Raw genomic sequence first — 16900 nt, 5'->3', positions numbered from 1 at the left:
GAAGACGCAGCCGCGCCTGTCACAGCGGTCCGCGTGCCCAGATGCGTACGGGGAATCGCCGGGCCCGGCACTCGCGTCACGTCCAGATCGCCGAGGTCGAGCCGGATCGGCTGTGGCGGCGGCTGCTGCAGAACCAGCGGGGCGCGCTCGTCGCGTATGCCGTACGACCGGACACGGACGCGGTGATCTACCGGCTGCGGTTCCACATCTCCTGACCTCTGCGCCCGAACGGCCCGCACCTCACCGGTGCGGGCCGTCGGCGTTCCCGAAAGGAGCTGGTCCGGCACCCGCGGTGGACTCCGGCATATGGGTTCCGTCAAAAGCGTACGGGCCACCGTATGGAAGGCGTCAACGCCCGCCGAATCCGGCCAGCGAGGCGCTTTCCTCTAGTCGTCCGTTCGATCCGATCCTCATCTAGGAGCTCGCGATGGCCGACCTGGCCTTCGTCGTCACCACCATCACGGTCTTCGCGCTGGTGGCCCTCGTCGCCAAGGGGGTGACGAAGCTGTGACCGTCGAGAATATCGTCGGCCTGATCGTGGCCGTCGCCCTGCTGGGCTATCTCGTCCTCGCCCTGGTGTTCCCGGAGAGGTTCTGAGTCCTGATATGAGCCCCGTCCTCGCCGGTGTGCTCCAGTTGCTCGCGCTGATCGCGGCGCTGGCCCTGGCATACCGCCCCCTCGGCGACTACATGGCCCGGGCCTACTCCTCCGACAGACACCTGCGTGTCGAGAAGTGGATCTACAAGGGCATCGGCGCCGACCCGAACACCGATATGCGCTGGCCCGCCTATCTGCGCGGTGTCCTCGCCTTCTCCGCGGTGAGTGTTCTCTTCCTGTATCTGTTGCAGCGCGTGCAGGGCAGCCTGCCCGGCTCGCTCGGCTTCTCCTCGATCGACCCGGACCAGGCGTTCAACACCGCCGCATCCTTCGTGTCGAACACCAACTGGCAGTCGTATTACGGCGAGCAGGCCATGGGCCACGTCGTGCAGACCGGCGGCCTTACGGTGCAGAACTTCCTCTCCGCCGCCGTCGGTCTCGCCGTCGCGGTGGCACTCGTACGAGGATTCGCCCGCTCCCGCACCGGTGAGCTGGGCAACTTCTGGGCCGACATGGCGCGCGGTGTCATACGCATCCTGCTGCCGCTCTCCGTGATCGCTGCGATCGTGCTCGTGGCCTGCGGTGCCATTCAGAACTTCTGCGGGATTCACTCCGTGGGCCGGTTCATGGGCGGCTCGCAGGAGTGGAACGGCGGCGCGGTCGCCTCGCAGGAGGCCATCAAGGAGGTGGGCACCAACGGCGGCGGTTACTTCAACGCCAACAGCGCCCACCCCTTCGAGAACCCCAACGCGTTCTCCAACCTCTTCGAGATCTTCCTGATCCTGCTGATCCCGTTCGCGCTGACGCGGACCTTCGGCCGGATGGTCGGCTCGCTGCGCCAGGGCTACGCGATCCTCGCCACGATGGCGACCATCTGGGTCGGCTTCATCTGCCTGATGTGGTGGACCGAGTTCGCCCACCACGGCCCGGCGTTCGAGATCGCGGGCGGGGCGATGGAGGGCAAGGAGACCCGCTTCGGCATCGGTGCCTCGTCGATCTTCTCGGTCTCCACGACGCTCACCTCGACCGGTGCGGTGGACTCCTTCCACTCGTCCAACACAGGTCTCGGCGGCGGGCTGAATCTGCTGGGCATGCAGCTCGGCGAGATCGCGCCCGGCGGCGTGGGCTCCGGCCTCTACGGCATGCTGATCATGGCGATCATCGCGGTGTTCATCGCGGGTCTGATGGTCGGCCGCACGCCCGAGTACCTGGGCAAGAAGATCGGCACCCGCGAGATCAAGTTCGCGGCCTGTTACATCCTCATCACACCGGCACTGGTGCTCATCTTCACCGCGGCGGCGATGGCGCTCCCGACGCCCGGCAACTCGATGACCAACCCGGGCGCGCACGGTTTCTCCGAAATCTTGTACGCGTACACCTCGGGCGCCAACAACAACGGCTCGGCCTTCGCCGGTCTGAACGCGGACACGCAGTGGTTCAACACCACGATCGGCATCGCGATGCTGTTCGGGCGTTTCCTGCCGATGGTGTTCGTGCTGGCGCTGGCCGGTTCGCTGGCCGAGCAGCAGCCGGTGCCGGCCACCGTGGGCACGCTGCGTACCGAGAAGCCGCTGTTCACCGGGCTGTTGGTGGGTGCAATTCTGATCATCACCGGTCTGACGTACTTCCCAGCGCTGGCGCTGGGGCCGCTCGCTGAAGGGCTGGCGTCATGACCAGCGACATCAAGAAGCACGACGACGCACAGAAGCAGGACACCATGTCCACCTCGACTCCGACGCTCGCCCCCCACCAGGGCGCACCCACCGGTCACAAGACCGGCGAAGGCCGGGTCGGCGCGGGCCTTTTCGACCCCACGCAGTTGGTCAGGTCGCTGCCGGACGCTCTGCGCAAGACCGACCCGCGGGTGATGGTCAAGTCACCTGTCATGTTCGTGGTGCTCATCGGCTCGGTCCTGACGACGGTGTTCTCGTTCAAGGACCCGGGCGACTGGTTCGGCTGGGCGATCAGCGCCTGGCTCTGGCTCACCGTGATCTTCGCCAACCTTGCGGAGGCGGTCGCCGAGGGCCGCGGAAAGGCCCAGGCGGACACCCTGCGCAAGGCCAAGACGGACACCGTGGCGCGCCGGCTGTCCCAGGACAGCAGGGCCGAGGAGCAGGTGCCCGGCACCGAGCTGCGCATCGGCGACCTGGTCGTCTGCGAGGCGGGTGACATCATCCCCGGCGACGGTGACGTCGTCGAGGGCGTGGCATCCGTGGACGAGTCGGCGATCACCGGTGAATCGGCTCCGGTCATCCGCGAGTCCGGCGGCGACCGCTCGGCCGTCACCGGCGGCACGAAGGTGCTGTCCGACCGCATCGTCATCAAGATCACGACGAAGCCGGGTGAGACCTTCATCGACCGGATGATCAACCTGGTCGAGGGCGCCGCACGCCAGAAGACGCCCAACGAGATCGCGCTGAACATCCTGCTTGCCTCGCTGACGATCGTCTTCCTGCTCGCGGTGGCCACCCTGCCGCCGTTCGCGGACTACGCGGGCACGCATCTGACCATGGTCGTGCTGGTGGCCCTCCTCGTCTGCCTGATCCCGACCACGATCGGCGCCCTGCTCTCCGCGATCGGCATCGCCGGTATGGACCGGCTGGTGCAGCGCAACGTACTGGCCATGTCGGGCAGGGCGGTCGAGGCCGCCGGCGACGTGTCGACCCTGCTGCTCGACAAGACCGGCACCATCACGCTCGGCAACCGGCAGGCCGCCGAGTTCGTACCGGTAGCCGGCACGACCGAGGCCGAGCTGGCCGATGCCGCCCAGTTGTCGTCGCTGGCCGACGAGACGCCCGAGGGCCGCTCCATCGTCGTCCTGGCGAAGGAGAAGTACGGGCTGCGCGAGCGTCACCAGGGCGAGCCGGCGCAGGCAGAGTGGATCGCCTTCACCGCGCACACCCGCATGTCCGGTGTCGACCTCACCGAAGACGGCACCGCCCGCAAGGTCCGCAAGGGGGCCACCGGTTCGGTGCTCACCTGGGTCCAGGAGCAGGGCGGCACCGTCGCAGACGACGCCGACACCATCTCCAACTCCATCTCCGAGGCGGGCGGCACACCGCTGCTGGTGGCGATCGAGGACGCCGACAGGGCCCGGGTGCTGGGCGTGATCCACCTCAAGGACGTCGTCAAGGAGGGCATGCGCGAGCGGTTCGACGAACTGCGCCGCATGGGCGTCAAGACCGTCATGATCACGGGCGACAACCCGCTGACGGCGAAGGCGATCGCCGAGGAGGCCGGCGTCGACGACTTCCTCGCGGAGGCCACCCCCGAGGACAAGATGGCCCTCATCAAGCGCGAGCAGGCCGGCGGCAAGCTCGTCGCGATGACCGGCGACGGCACGAACGACGCACCCGCGCTCGCGCAGGCCGACGTCGGCGTGGCGATGAACACGGGTACGTCGGCCGCCAAGGAAGCCGGCAACATGGTCGACCTCGATTCCAACCCCACCAAGCTCATCGAGATCGTCGAAATCGGCAAGCAACTCCTCATCACCCGGGGCGCGCTCACCACCTTCTCCATCGCCAACGACGTCGCGAAGTACTTCGCGATCATCCCGGCGCTGTTCGCGGCCGTCTACCCGGGCCTGGACAAGCTGAACATCATGAGCCTGTCCTCGCCCGACTCCGCGATCCTGTCCGCAGTCATCTTCAACGCGCTGATCATCATTGCGCTGGTCCCGCTCGCCCTGCGCGGCGTGCGGTACCGGCCGGTCAGCGCGGACAAGATGCTCCGCCGCAACCTCGCGATCTACGGCCTGGGCGGGCTGATCGCACCCTTCATAGGCATCAAGATCATCGACCTGCTCATCTCACTCATCCCCGGGATCGGCTGACCGCCATGAACCACTCGGTTACGAACACTGCCCGGTTGCTCTGGGCCGGCCTGCGCGCCCTCCTCGTGCTGACCGTGGTGACGGGCATCCTCTACCCGCTCGCCGTCACCGGCGTCGCCCAGGGCTTGTTCCCCGGCAAGGCGAACGGCTCCGAGATCAAGGCGGACGGCAAGGTCGTCGGCTCCTCGCTCATCGGCCAGGCGTACAACCTGCCGCTGAAGAAAGGCCAGGAAACCCCCGAGCCCGACCTGAAATGGTTCCAGGGGCGCCCTCGGAACGGCCTGGGCACCAACAGCGTCAACACCCGGTACACACTGATCCTCTCCGGCGCCACCAACCGTTCCGGTGACAACTTCGACCTGATCAAGTGGGTCAAGGACGCCAAGGCCGCGGTCATCAAGGACAACTCGACCACGGACTACAAGGTCGAGCCGTCCGACGTACCAGCCGACGCCGTCACCTCCTCGGGCTCCGGCCTGGACCCGGACATCTCCCCGGCGTACGCCGACCTCCAGGTACACCGGATCGCCGAGAAGAACGGTCTGTCCGTCGCCCAGGTCCACAAGCTCGTGGATGAACACACGGACGACCGGATCCTGGGCTTCATGGGCGAGCCCACCGTCAACGTCCTCGAGCTCAACGTCGCGCTCAAGAAACTCGTGGCCAGGAGCTGATGGGCTTACGCGCACCACGCGGGAGTGGGCGGGCCTGGACGCGTTCCCGATCCGTGAACTCCCGCACCCCTGACATGGGTCGGCATCTTCTGGCTCTCCGGGCCACAGGAAAGGCGCACACCGATGACCCGGGAACCGGTCGTAGAGGACGACCCCCAGCTCGTACGGGCGCTCGTGATCAACAGGCGGGCGCGGCAGTACGGCGTTGACGGGGCCCCGACGGTGCCACCGCGCTCCGGCTCGCCGCCGCCCGCAAGACCGATGGGGTCCTCCTCGATCTGGGGCTGCCGGAGATGGACGGCACAGCAACAAAACGAACTATCTGCGTGTGTACATGGCCGCTGCGGCGCAAGCTGGAGGCGGACCCGGCCCACCCCCGCTACCTGATCACCGAACCGGGCATGGGCTACCGCTTCGAGAGCTGACCCGCTCCCGACCGCTCCAACCGCATACGGGGCAGAGACGAGACCATGGCACGCGGCAAGCTTCGTATATACCTCGGCGCGGCGCCGGGCGTCGGCAAGACGTACGCGATGCTGTCCGAGGCACACCGCCGTGTCGAGCGAGGCACCGACTGTGTGGTCGCCTTCCTGGAACACCACCACCGGCCCCGCACCGAGGTGATGCTTCATGGCCTGGAGCAGATCCCCCGCAAGGAGCTGGAATACCGGGGGAGCGTGTTCACCGAGATGGATGTCGACGCCGTCCTGGCACGGCACCCCCAGGTGGCTCTCGTCGACGAACTCGCCCACACCAACATTCCCGGCTCCCGCAACGCCAAGCGCTGGCAGGACGTCGGGGAACTGCTCGCGGCCGGGATCGACGTCGTCTCGACGGTCAACATCCAGCATCTGGAATCGCTGGGGGACACCGTCGAGTCGATCACCGGGGTGCGGCAGCAGGAGACCGTCCCAGACGAGGTCGTCCGGCGGGCGGACCAGGTCGAGCTGGTCGACATGTCGCCGCAGGCCCTGCGCCGGCGGATGGCGCACGGCAACATCTACAAGGCCGACAAGGTCGACGCGGCCCTGTCCAACTACTTCCGCCCGGGCAATCTGACCGCGCTGCGGGAGCTGGCGCTGCTCTGGGTGGCCGACCGGGTCGACGCGTATCTGACCGAGTACCGCACCGAACACCGGGTGGCGAAGATCTGGGGCTCGCGTGAGCGGATCGTGGTCGGCCTGACCGGCGGTCCCGAGGGCCGCACGCTGATCCGCCGGGCCGCCCGGCTCGCCGAGAAGGGCGCGGGCGGCGAGGTGCTGGCCGTCTACATCGGCCGCAGCGACGGACTGACCAGTGCCTCGCCCAAGGAGCTGGCCGTCCAGCGCACCCTAGTGGAGGACCTGAGCGGCACCTTCCACCACGTCATCGGCGACGACGTCTCGTCGGCTCTGCTGGACTTCGCGCGGGGGGTCAACGCCACCCAGATAGTCCTCGGCGTCTCGCGGCGCCGGGGGTGGCAGTACGTCTTCGGGCCCGGTGTCGGTGCCACGGTCGCCCGGGAGTCGGGCCCCGACCTCGACGTCCACCTGATCACCCACGACGAGGCCGGCAAGGGCCGCGGATTGCCGGTTGCGCGAGGTGCGCGGCTCGGCCGTGCACGGATCATTTCGGGCTGGCTGGCCGGGATGGCCGGCCCGACGCTGCTCACGCTGCTGCTGACCAACGTCGACGCCGGCCTCGGTCTCGCCAACGACATGCTGCTGTTCCTGACGCTGACCGTGGCGGCGGCCCTGCTCGGCGGCCTGCTCCCGGCCCTGGCCTCGGCGGCCTTCGGGTCCTTTCTGCTGAACTACTACTTCACCCCGCCCCTGCACCGCCTCACCATCGCCGATCCCAGGAACATCGTCGCCCTCGTGGTCTTCTTCGCCGTAGCGGTATCGGTGGCCTCCGTAGTGGACCTGGCCGCCCGTCGTACGCATCAGGCGGCCCGGCTGCGCGCCGAGTCCGAGATCCTCTCCTTCCTGGCGGGCGGCGTGCTGCGCGGCGAGACCAGCCTGGAGGCCCTGCTGGAGCGAATGCGGGAGACCTTCAGCATGGAGTCGGTCGCCCTGCTGGAGCGGGAAAGCGATGTGACCCCGTGGACCTGCGCGGGCAGCGTGGGCCCACAGCCTTGCCAGTACCCCGAGGACGCGGACGTGGACATGCCGGTCGGCGATCACATGGCCCTCGCGCTGTCCGGCCGAGTGCTGCCCGCCTCCGACCGTCGGATCCTCGCCGCGTTCGCCGCCCAGGCCGCCGTGGTCCTGGACCGCCAGCGCCTGCAGTCCGAGGCCGACCAGGCCAAGGAACTCGCCGAGGGCAACCGCATCCGCACCGCCCTGCTCGCCGCTGTCAGCCACGACCTGCGCACCCCGCTCGCCGGGATCAAAGCCGCCGTCTCCTCCTTGCGATCGGACGACGTGGCCTGGTCTGAGGAAGACCAGGCCGAACTCCTCAAGGCCATCGAGGAGGGCGCCGACCGCCTCGACCACCTGGTGGGCAACCTGCTCGACATGTCCCGGCTCCAGACCGGCACCGTCGCCCCGCTGATCCGCGAGATCGACCTTGACGAGGTGGTGCCCATGGCTTTGGGCGGCGTACCCGAGGACAGCGTGGAGCTGGACATCCCGGAAACCTTGCCGATGGTCGCCGTCGACCCGGGCCTGCTGGAGCGGTCGGTGGCCAACCTGGTCGAGAACGCGGTCAAGTACAGCCCCGCCGGTGAGCGCGTCCTGGTGGCTGCCAGCGCCATGGCCGACCGGGTGGAGGTGCGGGTGGTGGACCGCGGCCCGGGCGTCCCGGACGAGGCCAAGGACCGCATCTTCGAGCCGTTCCAGCGCTACGGAGACGCCCCGCGCGGCGCCGGCGTCGGCCTCGGCCTCGCGGTCGCCCGCGGCTTCACCGAAGCCATGGGCGGCACCCTCAACGCCGAGGACACCCCCGGCGGCGGCCTCACCATGGTCCTCACCGTCCCGGCCGCGTCCGACCGCCGACCCCTCACCTCCGCCCTTCCGGGGACCGCCGCCTCCTAGCGAGCGGCCCTCACCGGTTGCGGCAGCCCGGGCGGCCCAGCCATGGCATCTCGCACGTGGGTTCGATCAGGTTCCCTCTCGACACGCGATTCCACCACCGGGTGCCCATACGCGCCTTGGTGCTGGGTACCGGCGCCGGGAAGCCGCATACTCGATGATCATTGCACCGCCGCCAGGGCGGTGGCTGTGACGACCGTTTCGGTGGTCAGACAGGGAAGGTCATGGGGGATATGAGTGATGCCGACCGGCCGATAATGCCGGAGGTTGTGGATAGTCCCGCGTTGCGGACACAGCCGACAGGCAAGGCGGCGCAGTGGCTGCTGCGGCACCAAGTGCAGCCGGTGGGGCCGGCGGCCGGTGAAAGTCATGCCGAGCCGCATGCCTGGTGGAAGGTGATGTGCCTGACCGGGGTCGACTACTTCTCCAGCCTGGCCTATGTGCCGGCGATCGCCGCTTTGGCTGCGGGGGCAGTGGCGCCTCTGGCGACGCTGCTGATTGTGGCGTTGACGTTGCTGGGAATGCTGCCGATGTACAGGAAGGTGGCCAGGGAAAGCCCGCACGGTGCGGGATCGGTGGCCATGCTGGAGGATCTGCTGCCGTTCTGGCGGGGCAAGCTGTTCGTACTGGTGCTGCTCGGGTTCGTGGCCACCTCGTGGATCATCACGATCACTTTGTCCACGGCGGATGCCTCCGTGCACGTGGTGGAGAACCCCTTCTTTCCCTCCGTACTCCATGGTCATGAGGTCGCACTGACCGTGGGGCTGCTGCTGGTCCTGGGGGGTGTTTTCCTGCTCGGGTTCAGTGAGGCGGTCAGTGTTGCCATTCCGCTGGTCGCGGTGTTCCTGGTGATCAACGCGGTTGTCATCGCTGTGGGCCTGGTCCAGGTGTTCACGACGGATGGCGCGCTGTCTGCCTGGAGCGACGCGCTCGTTGACGCCGGAGGCGGCTTCGGTGACCTTGCCGGTCCGGCGTTGCTCGCATTCCCTTTGTTGGTGCTGGGCCTGTCGGGCTTCGAGACCGGTGTGAGCATGATGCCGCTCGTGGCGGCCGACGGTGTCGACGCCGAGCAACGGCTGCGCTCAAGGATCCGCAACACCCGCAGGCTTCTGACCACGGCCGGTGTGATCATGAGCGTCTACCTGCTGGCGGCCAGCTTCGTGACCACGGTCCTGATTCCGGAGAAGGAGTTCGAGCCCGGCGGTGCCGCCAACGGCAGGGCGCTGGCATGGCTGGCCCACGAACACTTCGGTGAGGCGTTCGGCACCATCTACGACATCAGTACCATCCTCATCCTGTGGTTCGCCGGTGCTTCCGCCATGGCAGGGCTGATCAACATCGTTCCCCGCTACCTGCCCGGCTACGGCATGGCTCCCGAGTGGGGACGCGCGGTGCGTCCGGTGGTCATCGTCTACACGGCCCTGTGCATCCTGATCACCATTGCCTTCGACGCCGACGTCGATGCCCAAGCCGGTGCCTATGCCACCGGGATCCTGGCGATGATGGTTTCCGGAGCCTTCGCCGTGACTGTTTTCGTCGCGCGCAGTCGCCGGCGCGCGTCCACCGTCGGGTTCGCCCTGCTCACCGCGGTCCTGCTCTACGCCCTGGGTGCCAACATCATCGACAAGCCCGACGGCATCGCCATCTCCGGCTTCTTCATCCTGGGCATCATCGTCGTTTCGCTGGTCTCCCGCGTCGCCCGCACCACCGAACTGCGCGCCGACCGCCTGGTCTTCGACGAGGCCGCCCGCCGCTTCATCGCCGAGACCCTCGCCCATGACGATTCCATCAACATCATCGCCAACCGCCGTCAGGCTGGCGACGAAGCCGAGTACAGCGCCAAGGAGCGCGAACAACGCGGCACCAATCCGGTACCGGGCCCCGCTGACGTGCTCTTCCTGGAGATCGACGTGGTCGACCCGTCCGATTTCAGTGAGACCCTCACTGTCCACGGCGTTGAAGTCGACGGTTACCGCATCCTGCGCGCTGCGGCACCGGCGGCCCCCAACGCCATCGCGGCCATCCTCCTCGCGCTGCGCGACGCCACCGGGGTGCGGCCGCACTGCTACTTCGCCTGGGCCGAGGGCAGTCCCCTGGTTCACATGATCCGTTACTTCCTCCTCGGCCGCGGTGACACCGCCCCGGTCACCCGCGAGATCATCCGCAGCAACGAACCCGACCCCGGCCGCCGCCCCGGTATCCACGTCGGCGGCTGAGCCCGTCACCTCCTCGGCGCGGGCGGGTTCACCCCGCACGAGCCCAAGCGCGGCGACATGGACGCCCTATCCGTGGCAGGCCGTGATCGACGCCCTCCCTGCCTGATCAGCTCGACCCCATCCGGAGTCCGCGAGTGCCGGACTTCCGCAATGCCGGAGTTCGGCAGTCCCAGAGTCTGTGAGGAAGGCGCGCTGCACCTACACGGTGAAGGTCACCAGCGCCGAGGCGGCCGAGATGCCCCGGGGCACCTGGCACGTCTTGGCGCTGGCGACCGCCGAGGACGGCGGCACGGGGCACGGCGTTCGTGTCCCGTGCCCCGTCCTCGACGTCAACGGCTCACGGATACCCGGGCTGCCGGTCCGGGGCCCGGACCGGCCCCCGGACCGGCAGCCCGGGTCAGCCGGCCTGGGACGGCGTCTGCTTGATGCCGTCGACGATCGCCCGGGTCAGAATGGCGCTGGTGTAGGTGACCGTGCCGGGCTTGATCAGGGCGTCCGTCCCGCTGAGCCGCTTCACCTGGACCGAACGCTCCCCGAGGAAGACATGGGTCTTCGTGTCGAAGATCCACTCTTCGCGCTGGCCGCTGGTCTCGTCCAGCCGGGCCACCGCCACCCCGTGCCGGCCGACCGCGTCCACCGCGTCGTCGACGACCACGACACCGGGGATCTTCGCGGCGGCCTTGAAGAGCGCCGAGTACAGCTCCGCCGGCGGGTAGCTCTCGGTAAGCAGGTCACCGATGGTGGTGAAGGCCTCCTGGTCCGGGGTGTTCCCCTGGCCCTCGGTCTCCTCGTAGATCTTGGCGAGCAGCTCGTCCGGGTCGGTGGTCAGCTTGGTCAGGTAGTCGTACGACGGGGCGCCCAGGTTCGCCTCCGGCGTGTTGCCCTGCTCGTCGGGGAGGCTCAGCGTCTCGCCCTCGGGGCTGTCGTTGACGGCGGGGTCGATCAGCCAGCCCTTGGTGCCGTCCGGGGAGTCCCACAGCTGCCGGGTGTGCAGCCGGTGACTGGCCAGGGTGGTCTTGTCGTGGACGGTCTTCAGAAAGGTGTCGGCAGACTTGGACTCGATGTAGATGTACTGACCGGGCTTGACCACCGGGTGGTCGTCCTCGGCGGCCGCCAGCGAGATCTGGTCCAGCAGCTGGGGCAGGCCCTTGGTGGTGGCGGCGCCGACGGTCGTGGTCAGGGCCGGTCCGGTGGCGACACCGCCGTCCCTGACCCCGTCACCCCCGGTCCGTACCACCCCGGCGACGACCACCCCGGCCAGCGCGGCGGCCAGCACGGGCAGCGTGATCGCCGGGCGTGGCAGCCGCAGCCGCCTGGTCCGGCCCGGCGCCGCCGCCGTGCGCTGTCCCTGTCGCTCTTCCTGAATCTGGGTCATCAGACGCTCCTTGTGGAACTGGTGACGACCCGTCGGCAGGTCACGCGCCGTCCGGGCGAAGAGCTGTGCGCTCTCCGCCCCCTCGGCCGGACTCTGCCGGGACGTGTTCGCGTTCATCGGTTTCCTCCCTGCGCGGGCCGGACCACGTGTGCGTGATCACCTCTTACCTGTCGGCCGGTGCGGCCGCCTTCCCGATTTCCGCCGACTTTCTCGGACGTCCGGTCGGCCGCTGGGTGTCCGGCCGCGCGGCCGGCCGGTTCGTCGTCGCTGAGGGCCCGCAGTTTTCTGCGGGCCCTCGAGAGGCGGGAGGCGACAGTGCCGACCGGGATCCCCAGGGCTTCGGCGGCGGCCTCGTAGTCCAGCCCTTCCCCCAGGCAGAGCGCCACGACCTCGCGCTCCGGTCTGCGCAGACCGGCCAGGGCGGTGAGGGCCGTCGCCAGCCGCCGCCGGTCGTCGATCCGGTCGGCGACCTCGTCGGCGTGGTCGGGCACGGACAGTTCGGCCGCCGCGGCCGCGCCGGCCGCCGCCCGATACCGCCGGTTGCTGCGGTGCTGGTTGCGGGCGGTGTTGGTGGCGATGCCCAGCAGCCAGGGCCGCAGCGAACCGCCCTCGGGGTCGACCCGGTCGCGCAGCCGCCACGCCTCCATGAAGGTCGCGGCCATCACGTCCTCGGCCGTCGACCAGTCGGCGGTCAGCCGGAAGGCATGGTTGTAGACGGCGCGGGCGTAGTCGTCGAACAACTCCGCGAACGCGCTCGACTCCCCGGCCCGTACCCGGGTACGCATATGAGTGCTCACCTCAATGAGCTGTCCGGCACACGACACCGACTTCCCGTGACCTGCGTCACATTCGACCCACCGACCCGTACGGGTCCCGGCGTAGAGGTTCGCACGCGGGCGCCGTCACGTCCGGCGGTGTTCGGCGGCACCCGGCACTGCCGCACTCCCGGCGCCGACCCGACGTCAGTCGAGGTCGAACCCGTCCTCGGGCGGGTGCGGGCTGAGGTGTCCGCAGTGGTGGCAGACCGCCCCGTCCGCACGGTCGAAGGTGGAGCCGCAGGAGTGGGGGCACTCCCCCCGTGCGAGCACGGGTCCCGAGCCGCGCACGCAGCCGGGGCGCGCGTGGTCGGCGTCGTCGTCGAGCTGCCGGCCCGCGGCCGCCAACGCGGTCTTGACCGGCCGTTGTTCGGGGCGGTCGTCGGGTTCGAGGTAGCTGGCCAGGCAGTCCGGCCGGTCGGAGATAGCAGTGTCGCCGAATTCACCGCCGTCAAGTTCGAGGGGACCTACCTCCAACATCACGGAGCACCCCCACGTCTGCAGCCGAGCGAGGATGCGGGGGAGTGGGCTTGTGAACGCCTTCGCCACACCGCTGGTCGACCCGGAGCGCTCCGACGATCGTGGTTGCCCGGACAGCACAGGAGGCCAGGCGGGTGGTCTCGCCCTCGCTCGCACGCCTGGCTTCGGTTCCTTCCAGGGGCAGCGTTTGTCCGCCGGTTTGGGCAGCAGTCGCGGAGCTTGAGGCCCGTGAAGGTTCATGAGACACAGCAGCGCGAGCGATGCGCGGTGCGTCGCCTCGTCGTGCCTGCGGGCGTCACTGCCCGGCGCGTGGCCGGGTGAGTCCGGTTTCCACCTTGGTCAACATCTGGCCGAGAAGGTGGAGGGCTCGTGTACGTGTCACTTCACGCACGGTGCCCGTCCAGTAGGCGTCGGCGAGTTCCTCTGTGACCACGTGGCGGCAGAGCCCGGTGCCCCTGCCGGGGAAATGGCGGCCAAGTGATCATCCACGTGCGGCCCGCGGCGTGCTTACGGCTACCGGAGGCGGGGAAACGATGATCTCTATGACGAACGCGATGCAGAGCTACGGTCTCCTGTGGACCGACCCGGACGGCGCCCCGCAGGCGTCCGCCGGCAGGTACGACAAGCGGTCCGCGAAGCACCGCCGCACGGAACTGAAAGCGGTGGGCTGCACCCGTGTCGAGATTGTGCCGGTCAGACCTGGAGAGGTTCCCGAACCGGCTGCCTGAGCGGAGGGGGGAGAGGGACGGCATCGGTCACCGCGCCGCTGCTCCGGCGTGCGCCCTCACCCGGTGTCCGGGGTCCTCGATGCCGACCAGGCCGTGGAGTCGAGCCGCCATCGTGCCCGAAGCCGCCCTCGTCGGCCCAGTTCGGCTCCGTCCGTCGCCACCACCTCGTCCAGCAAGTGGCAGCCGCGACCGCTTCAACGCCCGTCATCCGCCGGGCCGCGCCCTCGCCGGCGTCGGCCCACGTGGGCAGCGCCGTCAGGGGGGAGCGCCGAGCCACGAAACCAGGGCAGCCTTCAGGTCACGCTCGGCCTGAGCGTTCCGGCGGACATGGCCGTCGGGGCGGCAGGAACGCGCCGAAGCCCTCACCGGTGATCGGGGTCTCCGGCACCCCGACCGCGTCGACGCGATCGGCCCACGGACGGGCTGCGGCGACGAACACCGGTTGCCGGCAGGGATACCGGGCCGGCCTGGCCGGCGTCCTCGAACGGCACCGGCCTGGCGAAGTCCCAGTCGGTGCCGGTGGCGATGACACGCCGGTACGCGTCGTCGAGTGGACCGCGCAGGCCGAGCACCTCGGCGGTACACGCTGCGGGCTGAGCGCCTTGGCCCGGACGCGGCGCTCGGACAACTTACGGCGCCACCGCATCGACGCCCCCGAGCGCTAGCCCGGCAGCGAGGGTCCGGTCGGGCCACTGCCGACGCTCACGGCCTCCGTCGTCTCCATAACCTTTATCCTGACGCCCTGATGTGCTCGCGCTTTGTTCCGAAGAAGAATTCGAGATGTCCCCGAAGGCATTCGCAATGGCTTCACGTATCCGCCCCAGGGAAGGGATGGCCGTCGGGAATTCGGCACCCTGCCGACCTTGAAATGGCGGTCGAGTGAGACGGCCGGGAAATCTTCGTTCCCGAGATGCGGGAGCCACGGGGGAAGACCTGACCACCTCGGAGACCCCTGCACTCTCGCTGCCGTTTCGACGCCTCCACAAGCGCCCTTTCCTCGCCCGTCGCCAAGCCTCGGGGTTGACTTCATGGCCGGGCTGAGCGGCACCTCCGGCTGCCGGATCGCGCAGTTCACGCTCCCGCGGGGCGCGGGCACGTGAATCCTTGACCGCAATTCACCTGCGATCACCTGTTGCACATCGCATCGTCTGTCGCACTGTCCATGGACGTAACTCACCGAGCTCACCAGGACCGTCGCAAGCCGACCGCAGCCGCTTGCCCCGCGAGTGCGTCCTAGGTGACGGGAAGGGGGCGGCGGTAGGTGCGCTCGCGCCATTGCTTCGCTTCTGGATCCCAGGTGAAGGCGACATGGTGGCCGTCCTCACGTACCGTCGCCGCGATCCAGTAGCCGTCGTGGTCCCAGCGGATCGTCGCCGCCGTGCCGGGGCGCCGATCGGACCCGCCGAGCGGTGCGTCCGCGGCGCACAGCTCAGGAAGCTGAGCGAGGGCCTCCGGTTGGACGGTCACTTTCATCTCGACCAGCCACCCGTCCTCGGTCCGCAGGTGGATGAGATCCACAACGTCTGACGGCTCGTCGAGACTCGCTCGCGCCTGCCGACGGATGAACCGGTGCATGATGTCGCGCGTCCCGGAACCCATCCCCTTGGCCAGAGCGTTCCCGAAGTAGGTGGAGATCGCCTGCAGGAACGGCGTTGCCGTCATCGTCGCCACGACGAGCAGGACGTCCGACAGCTCGGCGGCGGGGGATGCGCCGTGATCGCCGGGGCTGTCCTCGGGAAACTCTGGTGGCCCGTACGTGAGTTCGCTGCTCATGATCCCCTGCCCGATCGCCGGCATGTGTCCCTCGTCGAGCACCCAGGGTATTCAGGGCCGTCCCGGCTGCCTCGCCCGAGGGACCGAAATCCGGTTGAGCATCGGCGCCCAGGGGGTGTTACGAACCTTCGTATGCGGCGGACATCACGAAGCCGGCCGTCTGCGGCAGCCGCTCCAGGAGGGCGAGGACGCTGGGGCGGACGTCACGCCGGTGCAGTCCGGTCCGGTTCGGCGCAGTGCCGGCGAGGACATGGAGGTGGTCGGACTCCGCATCGGTGAGCCGCAGGGCTCCCGCGATCGCGGCCAGGACATCGCCCCCGAGGGGCGTGGCGCCCTGCCCTGCTCGAGCCGGATGTAGTACTCCGTGGAGATGTACGCGAGGACCGCCACTTTCTCGCGGCGAAGACCTGGTGTGCGGCGTCGCGGGCCGGAGGGGAGGCCGACGTCCTGCGGGCGCAACCGCGCGCGGCGGCTGCGTAGGAAGGCCCCGAGTTCCTGTTTGTCCATACGCCCAGTGTGCGCGCGGCGCGGCGGCGGATCCTGGTACAGCCTGTGCCTGAATCCCGCCGGCAGCCGGCCGGACGCTGTTGCCATGACGAACAACACGAACACCACCGACAGTGCACCCGCCGGCCTGCTCACCGGCAAGGTCACCTTCATCACCGGCGCCAGCCGCGGCATCGGGGCGGCCGCGGCCCGGCTCTTCGCCTCAGAGGGCGCCGCCGTCGTGCTCGCCGCCCGCAGCACCGACGCCCTGGACCGCATCGTGAAGGAAATCCGTGCCGACGGCGGCATCGCCGACGCAGTCACCTTGGACCTCGCCGACCCCGCGAGCATCCGCGCCGCCGTGGATCGCGTCGAGGAGCTGCACGGACGCCTGGACGGTGCCTTCAACAACGGCGCAGTGATCCAGCAGCCCGGCCCGGTCGACGCCACCACCGATGAGGACATCGACAAGCAGTTCACCGTGAACTTCCGCTCGCACTGGACCGCCATGAACGCCGAGGTCGCCCTCATGCGGCAGGGCGGCGGCGGGGCCATCGTCAACACTTCGAGCATCGGCAGCCGCCGCGCCAATCCGGGCCTGCCCGCCTATGGAGCCATGAAGCGCGCGCTCAACAGCCTCACCGAGACCGCCGCGGTCGACCTGGCCCCCGCCAACATCCGGGTCAACGGCATCATTCCCGGCGGTACCGCCACCGAAATGATCGACGAATGGGAAGCGGCGACTCCGGGACTCATCGAGGGAATGAGCGCAAGGATCCCGATGGGCCGGATGGGTGAACCCCGAGAGATCGCCGAGGCGGCCGCGTGGCTGCTCAGCGACCGGGCCTCGTACGTGACCGGCGCGATCGTCCCGGTCGACGGCGGTGCCGACGCCTGAAAAAGAGCGGCC

Annotated in this window: 13 protein-coding genes and 3 pseudogenes; 11 read left to right on the top strand and 5 right to left on the bottom strand. The window is 69.0% G+C overall.

Annotated elements, in window-relative coordinates; translation table 11 throughout:
• Positions 1 to 41: 41 nt before the first annotated feature.
• The 9 genes and pseudogenes from QF030_RS03190 to QF030_RS03150 form a co-directional block, all read left to right on the top strand.
• Positions 42 to 215: a hypothetical protein gene (locus QF030_RS03190; RefSeq protein ID WP_307167852.1), complete on the top strand. Its 174-nt coding sequence runs from the start codon at positions 42 to 44 to the stop codon at positions 213 to 215.
• 292 nt (positions 216 to 507) lie between these two features.
• Positions 508 to 597, top strand: a complete 90-nt coding sequence (gene kdpF / locus QF030_RS03185) for a K(+)-transporting ATPase subunit F (protein ID WP_046925563.1) — start codon at positions 508 to 510, stop codon at positions 595 to 597.
• A gap of 8 nt (positions 598 to 605) precedes the next feature.
• Positions 606 to 2270 carry a potassium-transporting ATPase subunit KdpA gene (gene kdpA, locus QF030_RS03180; protein WP_307161106.1) on the top strand — a complete coding sequence of 555 codons (1665 nt, stop codon included), beginning with the start codon at positions 606 to 608 and terminating at the stop codon, positions 2268 to 2270.
• Complete coding sequence (kdpB, locus tag QF030_RS03175; protein WP_307161105.1) at positions 2267 to 4432, top strand: potassium-transporting ATPase subunit KdpB; 2166 nt, start codon at positions 2267 to 2269, stop codon at positions 4430 to 4432. The genes kdpA and kdpB overlap by 4 nt, the downstream gene beginning before the upstream one ends.
• A 5-nt stretch (positions 4433 to 4437) precedes the next feature.
• Positions 4438 to 5106 carry a potassium-transporting ATPase subunit C gene (locus QF030_RS03170; protein ID WP_307161104.1) on the top strand — a complete coding sequence of 223 codons (669 nt, stop codon included), beginning with the start codon at positions 4438 to 4440 and terminating at the stop codon, positions 5104 to 5106.
• 123 nt (positions 5107 to 5229) lie between these two features.
• Positions 5230 to 5531: pseudogene (locus QF030_RS03165) on the top strand (winged helix-turn-helix domain-containing protein).
• A 45-nt stretch (positions 5532 to 5576) separates the two neighbouring features.
• Positions 5577 to 8120: a sensor histidine kinase gene (locus QF030_RS03160; protein ID WP_307161103.1), complete on the top strand. Its 2544-nt coding sequence runs from the start codon at positions 5577 to 5579 to the stop codon at positions 8118 to 8120.
• Positions 8121 to 8374: 254 nt separating this feature from the next.
• On the top strand, positions 8375 to 10333 hold the full coding sequence (locus QF030_RS03155) for an amino acid transporter (RefSeq protein WP_373428876.1): 1959 nt from the start codon (positions 8375 to 8377) through the stop codon (positions 10331 to 10333).
• A 178-nt stretch (positions 10334 to 10511) separates the two neighbouring features.
• A pseudogene (locus QF030_RS03150) lies at positions 10512 to 10592 on the top strand (DUF5707 domain-containing protein); the annotation flags it as partial.
• 138 nt (positions 10593 to 10730) lie between these two features.
• Here the strand turns inward: QF030_RS03150 and QF030_RS03145 are convergent.
• The 3 genes from QF030_RS03145 to QF030_RS03135 form a co-directional block, all read right to left on the bottom strand.
• Positions 10731 to 11825, bottom strand: a complete 1095-nt coding sequence (locus QF030_RS03145) for a CU044_5270 family protein (protein WP_307161101.1) — start codon at positions 11823 to 11825, stop codon at positions 10731 to 10733.
• On the bottom strand, positions 11822 to 12493 hold the full coding sequence (locus QF030_RS03140) for an RNA polymerase sigma factor (RefSeq protein ID WP_307161100.1): 672 nt from the start codon (positions 12491 to 12493) through the stop codon (positions 11822 to 11824). Before QF030_RS03140 ends, QF030_RS03145 begins: the two co-directional genes overlap by 4 nt.
• Before the next feature lie 177 nt (positions 12494 to 12670).
• On the bottom strand, positions 12671 to 13003 hold the full coding sequence (locus QF030_RS03135) for a hypothetical protein (RefSeq protein ID WP_307161099.1): 333 nt from the start codon (positions 13001 to 13003) through the stop codon (positions 12671 to 12673).
• A gap of 542 nt (positions 13004 to 13545) precedes the next feature.
• Between QF030_RS03135 and QF030_RS03130 the strand changes: the two genes are divergently transcribed.
• Positions 13546 to 13731: a hypothetical protein gene (locus QF030_RS03130; protein WP_307161098.1), complete on the top strand. Its 186-nt coding sequence runs from the start codon at positions 13546 to 13548 to the stop codon at positions 13729 to 13731.
• Between the two features lie 1233 nt (positions 13732 to 14964).
• Here QF030_RS03130 and QF030_RS03125 read toward each other — a convergent pair.
• The gene (locus QF030_RS03125; RefSeq protein WP_307161097.1) at positions 14965 to 15546 is read right to left on the bottom strand and encodes a hypothetical protein; all 582 of its coding nucleotides are present in this window, start codon (positions 15544 to 15546) and stop codon (positions 14965 to 14967) included.
• Between the two features lie 85 nt (positions 15547 to 15631).
• A pseudogene (locus tag QF030_RS03120) lies at positions 15632 to 16011 on the bottom strand (helix-turn-helix domain-containing protein); the annotation flags it as partial.
• An 85-nt stretch (positions 16012 to 16096) separates the two neighbouring features.
• On the opposite strand from QF030_RS03120, the gene QF030_RS03115 reads away from it, so the two are divergent.
• Positions 16097 to 16888 carry an SDR family NAD(P)-dependent oxidoreductase gene (locus tag QF030_RS03115; protein WP_307161096.1) on the top strand — a complete coding sequence of 264 codons (792 nt, stop codon included), beginning with the start codon at positions 16097 to 16099 and terminating at the stop codon, positions 16886 to 16888.
• The last annotated feature ends 12 nt before the right edge of the window (positions 16889 to 16900 follow it).

The sequence above is a fragment of the Streptomyces rishiriensis genome (genome assembly GCF_030815485.1).
Taxonomy (GTDB): domain Bacteria; phylum Actinomycetota; class Actinomycetes; order Streptomycetales; family Streptomycetaceae; genus Streptomyces; species Streptomyces rishiriensis_A.
Note: the sequence above shows the minus strand (reverse complement) of the source record. Positions and strands in the feature narration are given on the sequence as shown.

What these genes read in the sequence shown, in the direction of transcription:
- QF030_RS03190 (WP_307167852.1), top strand. Translation starts at nt 42, where the DNA reads ATGCGTACGGGGAATCGCCGGGCCCGGCACTCGCGTCACGTCCAGATC.
- kdpA (WP_307161106.1), top strand. Translation starts at nt 606, where the DNA reads ATGAGCCCCGTCCTCGCCGGTGTGCTCCAGTTGCTCGCGCTGATCGCG.
- kdpB (WP_307161105.1), top strand. Translation starts at nt 2,267, where the DNA reads ATGACCAGCGACATCAAGAAGCACGACGACGCACAGAAGCAGGACACC.
- QF030_RS03170 (WP_307161104.1), top strand. Translation starts at nt 4,438, where the DNA reads ATGAACCACTCGGTTACGAACACTGCCCGGTTGCTCTGGGCCGGCCTG.
- QF030_RS03160 (WP_307161103.1), top strand. Translation starts at nt 5,577, where the DNA reads ATGGCACGCGGCAAGCTTCGTATATACCTCGGCGCGGCGCCGGGCGTC.
- QF030_RS03155 (WP_373428876.1), top strand. Translation starts at nt 8,375, where the DNA reads ATGCCGGAGGTTGTGGATAGTCCCGCGTTGCGGACACAGCCGACAGGC.
- QF030_RS03145 (WP_307161101.1), bottom strand. Translation starts at nt 11,825, where the DNA reads ATGAACGCGAACACGTCCCGGCAGAGTCCGGCCGAGGGGGCGGAGAGC.
- QF030_RS03140 (WP_307161100.1), bottom strand. Translation starts at nt 12,493, where the DNA reads ATGCGTACCCGGGTACGGGCCGGGGAGTCGAGCGCGTTCGCGGAGTTG.
- QF030_RS03135 (WP_307161099.1), bottom strand. Translation starts at nt 13,003, where the DNA reads ATGTTGGAGGTAGGTCCCCTCGAACTTGACGGCGGTGAATTCGGCGAC.
- QF030_RS03130 (WP_307161098.1), top strand. Translation starts at nt 13,546, where the DNA reads ATGACGAACGCGATGCAGAGCTACGGTCTCCTGTGGACCGACCCGGAC.
- QF030_RS03115 (WP_307161096.1), top strand. Translation starts at nt 16,097, where the DNA reads ATGACGAACAACACGAACACCACCGACAGTGCACCCGCCGGCCTGCTC.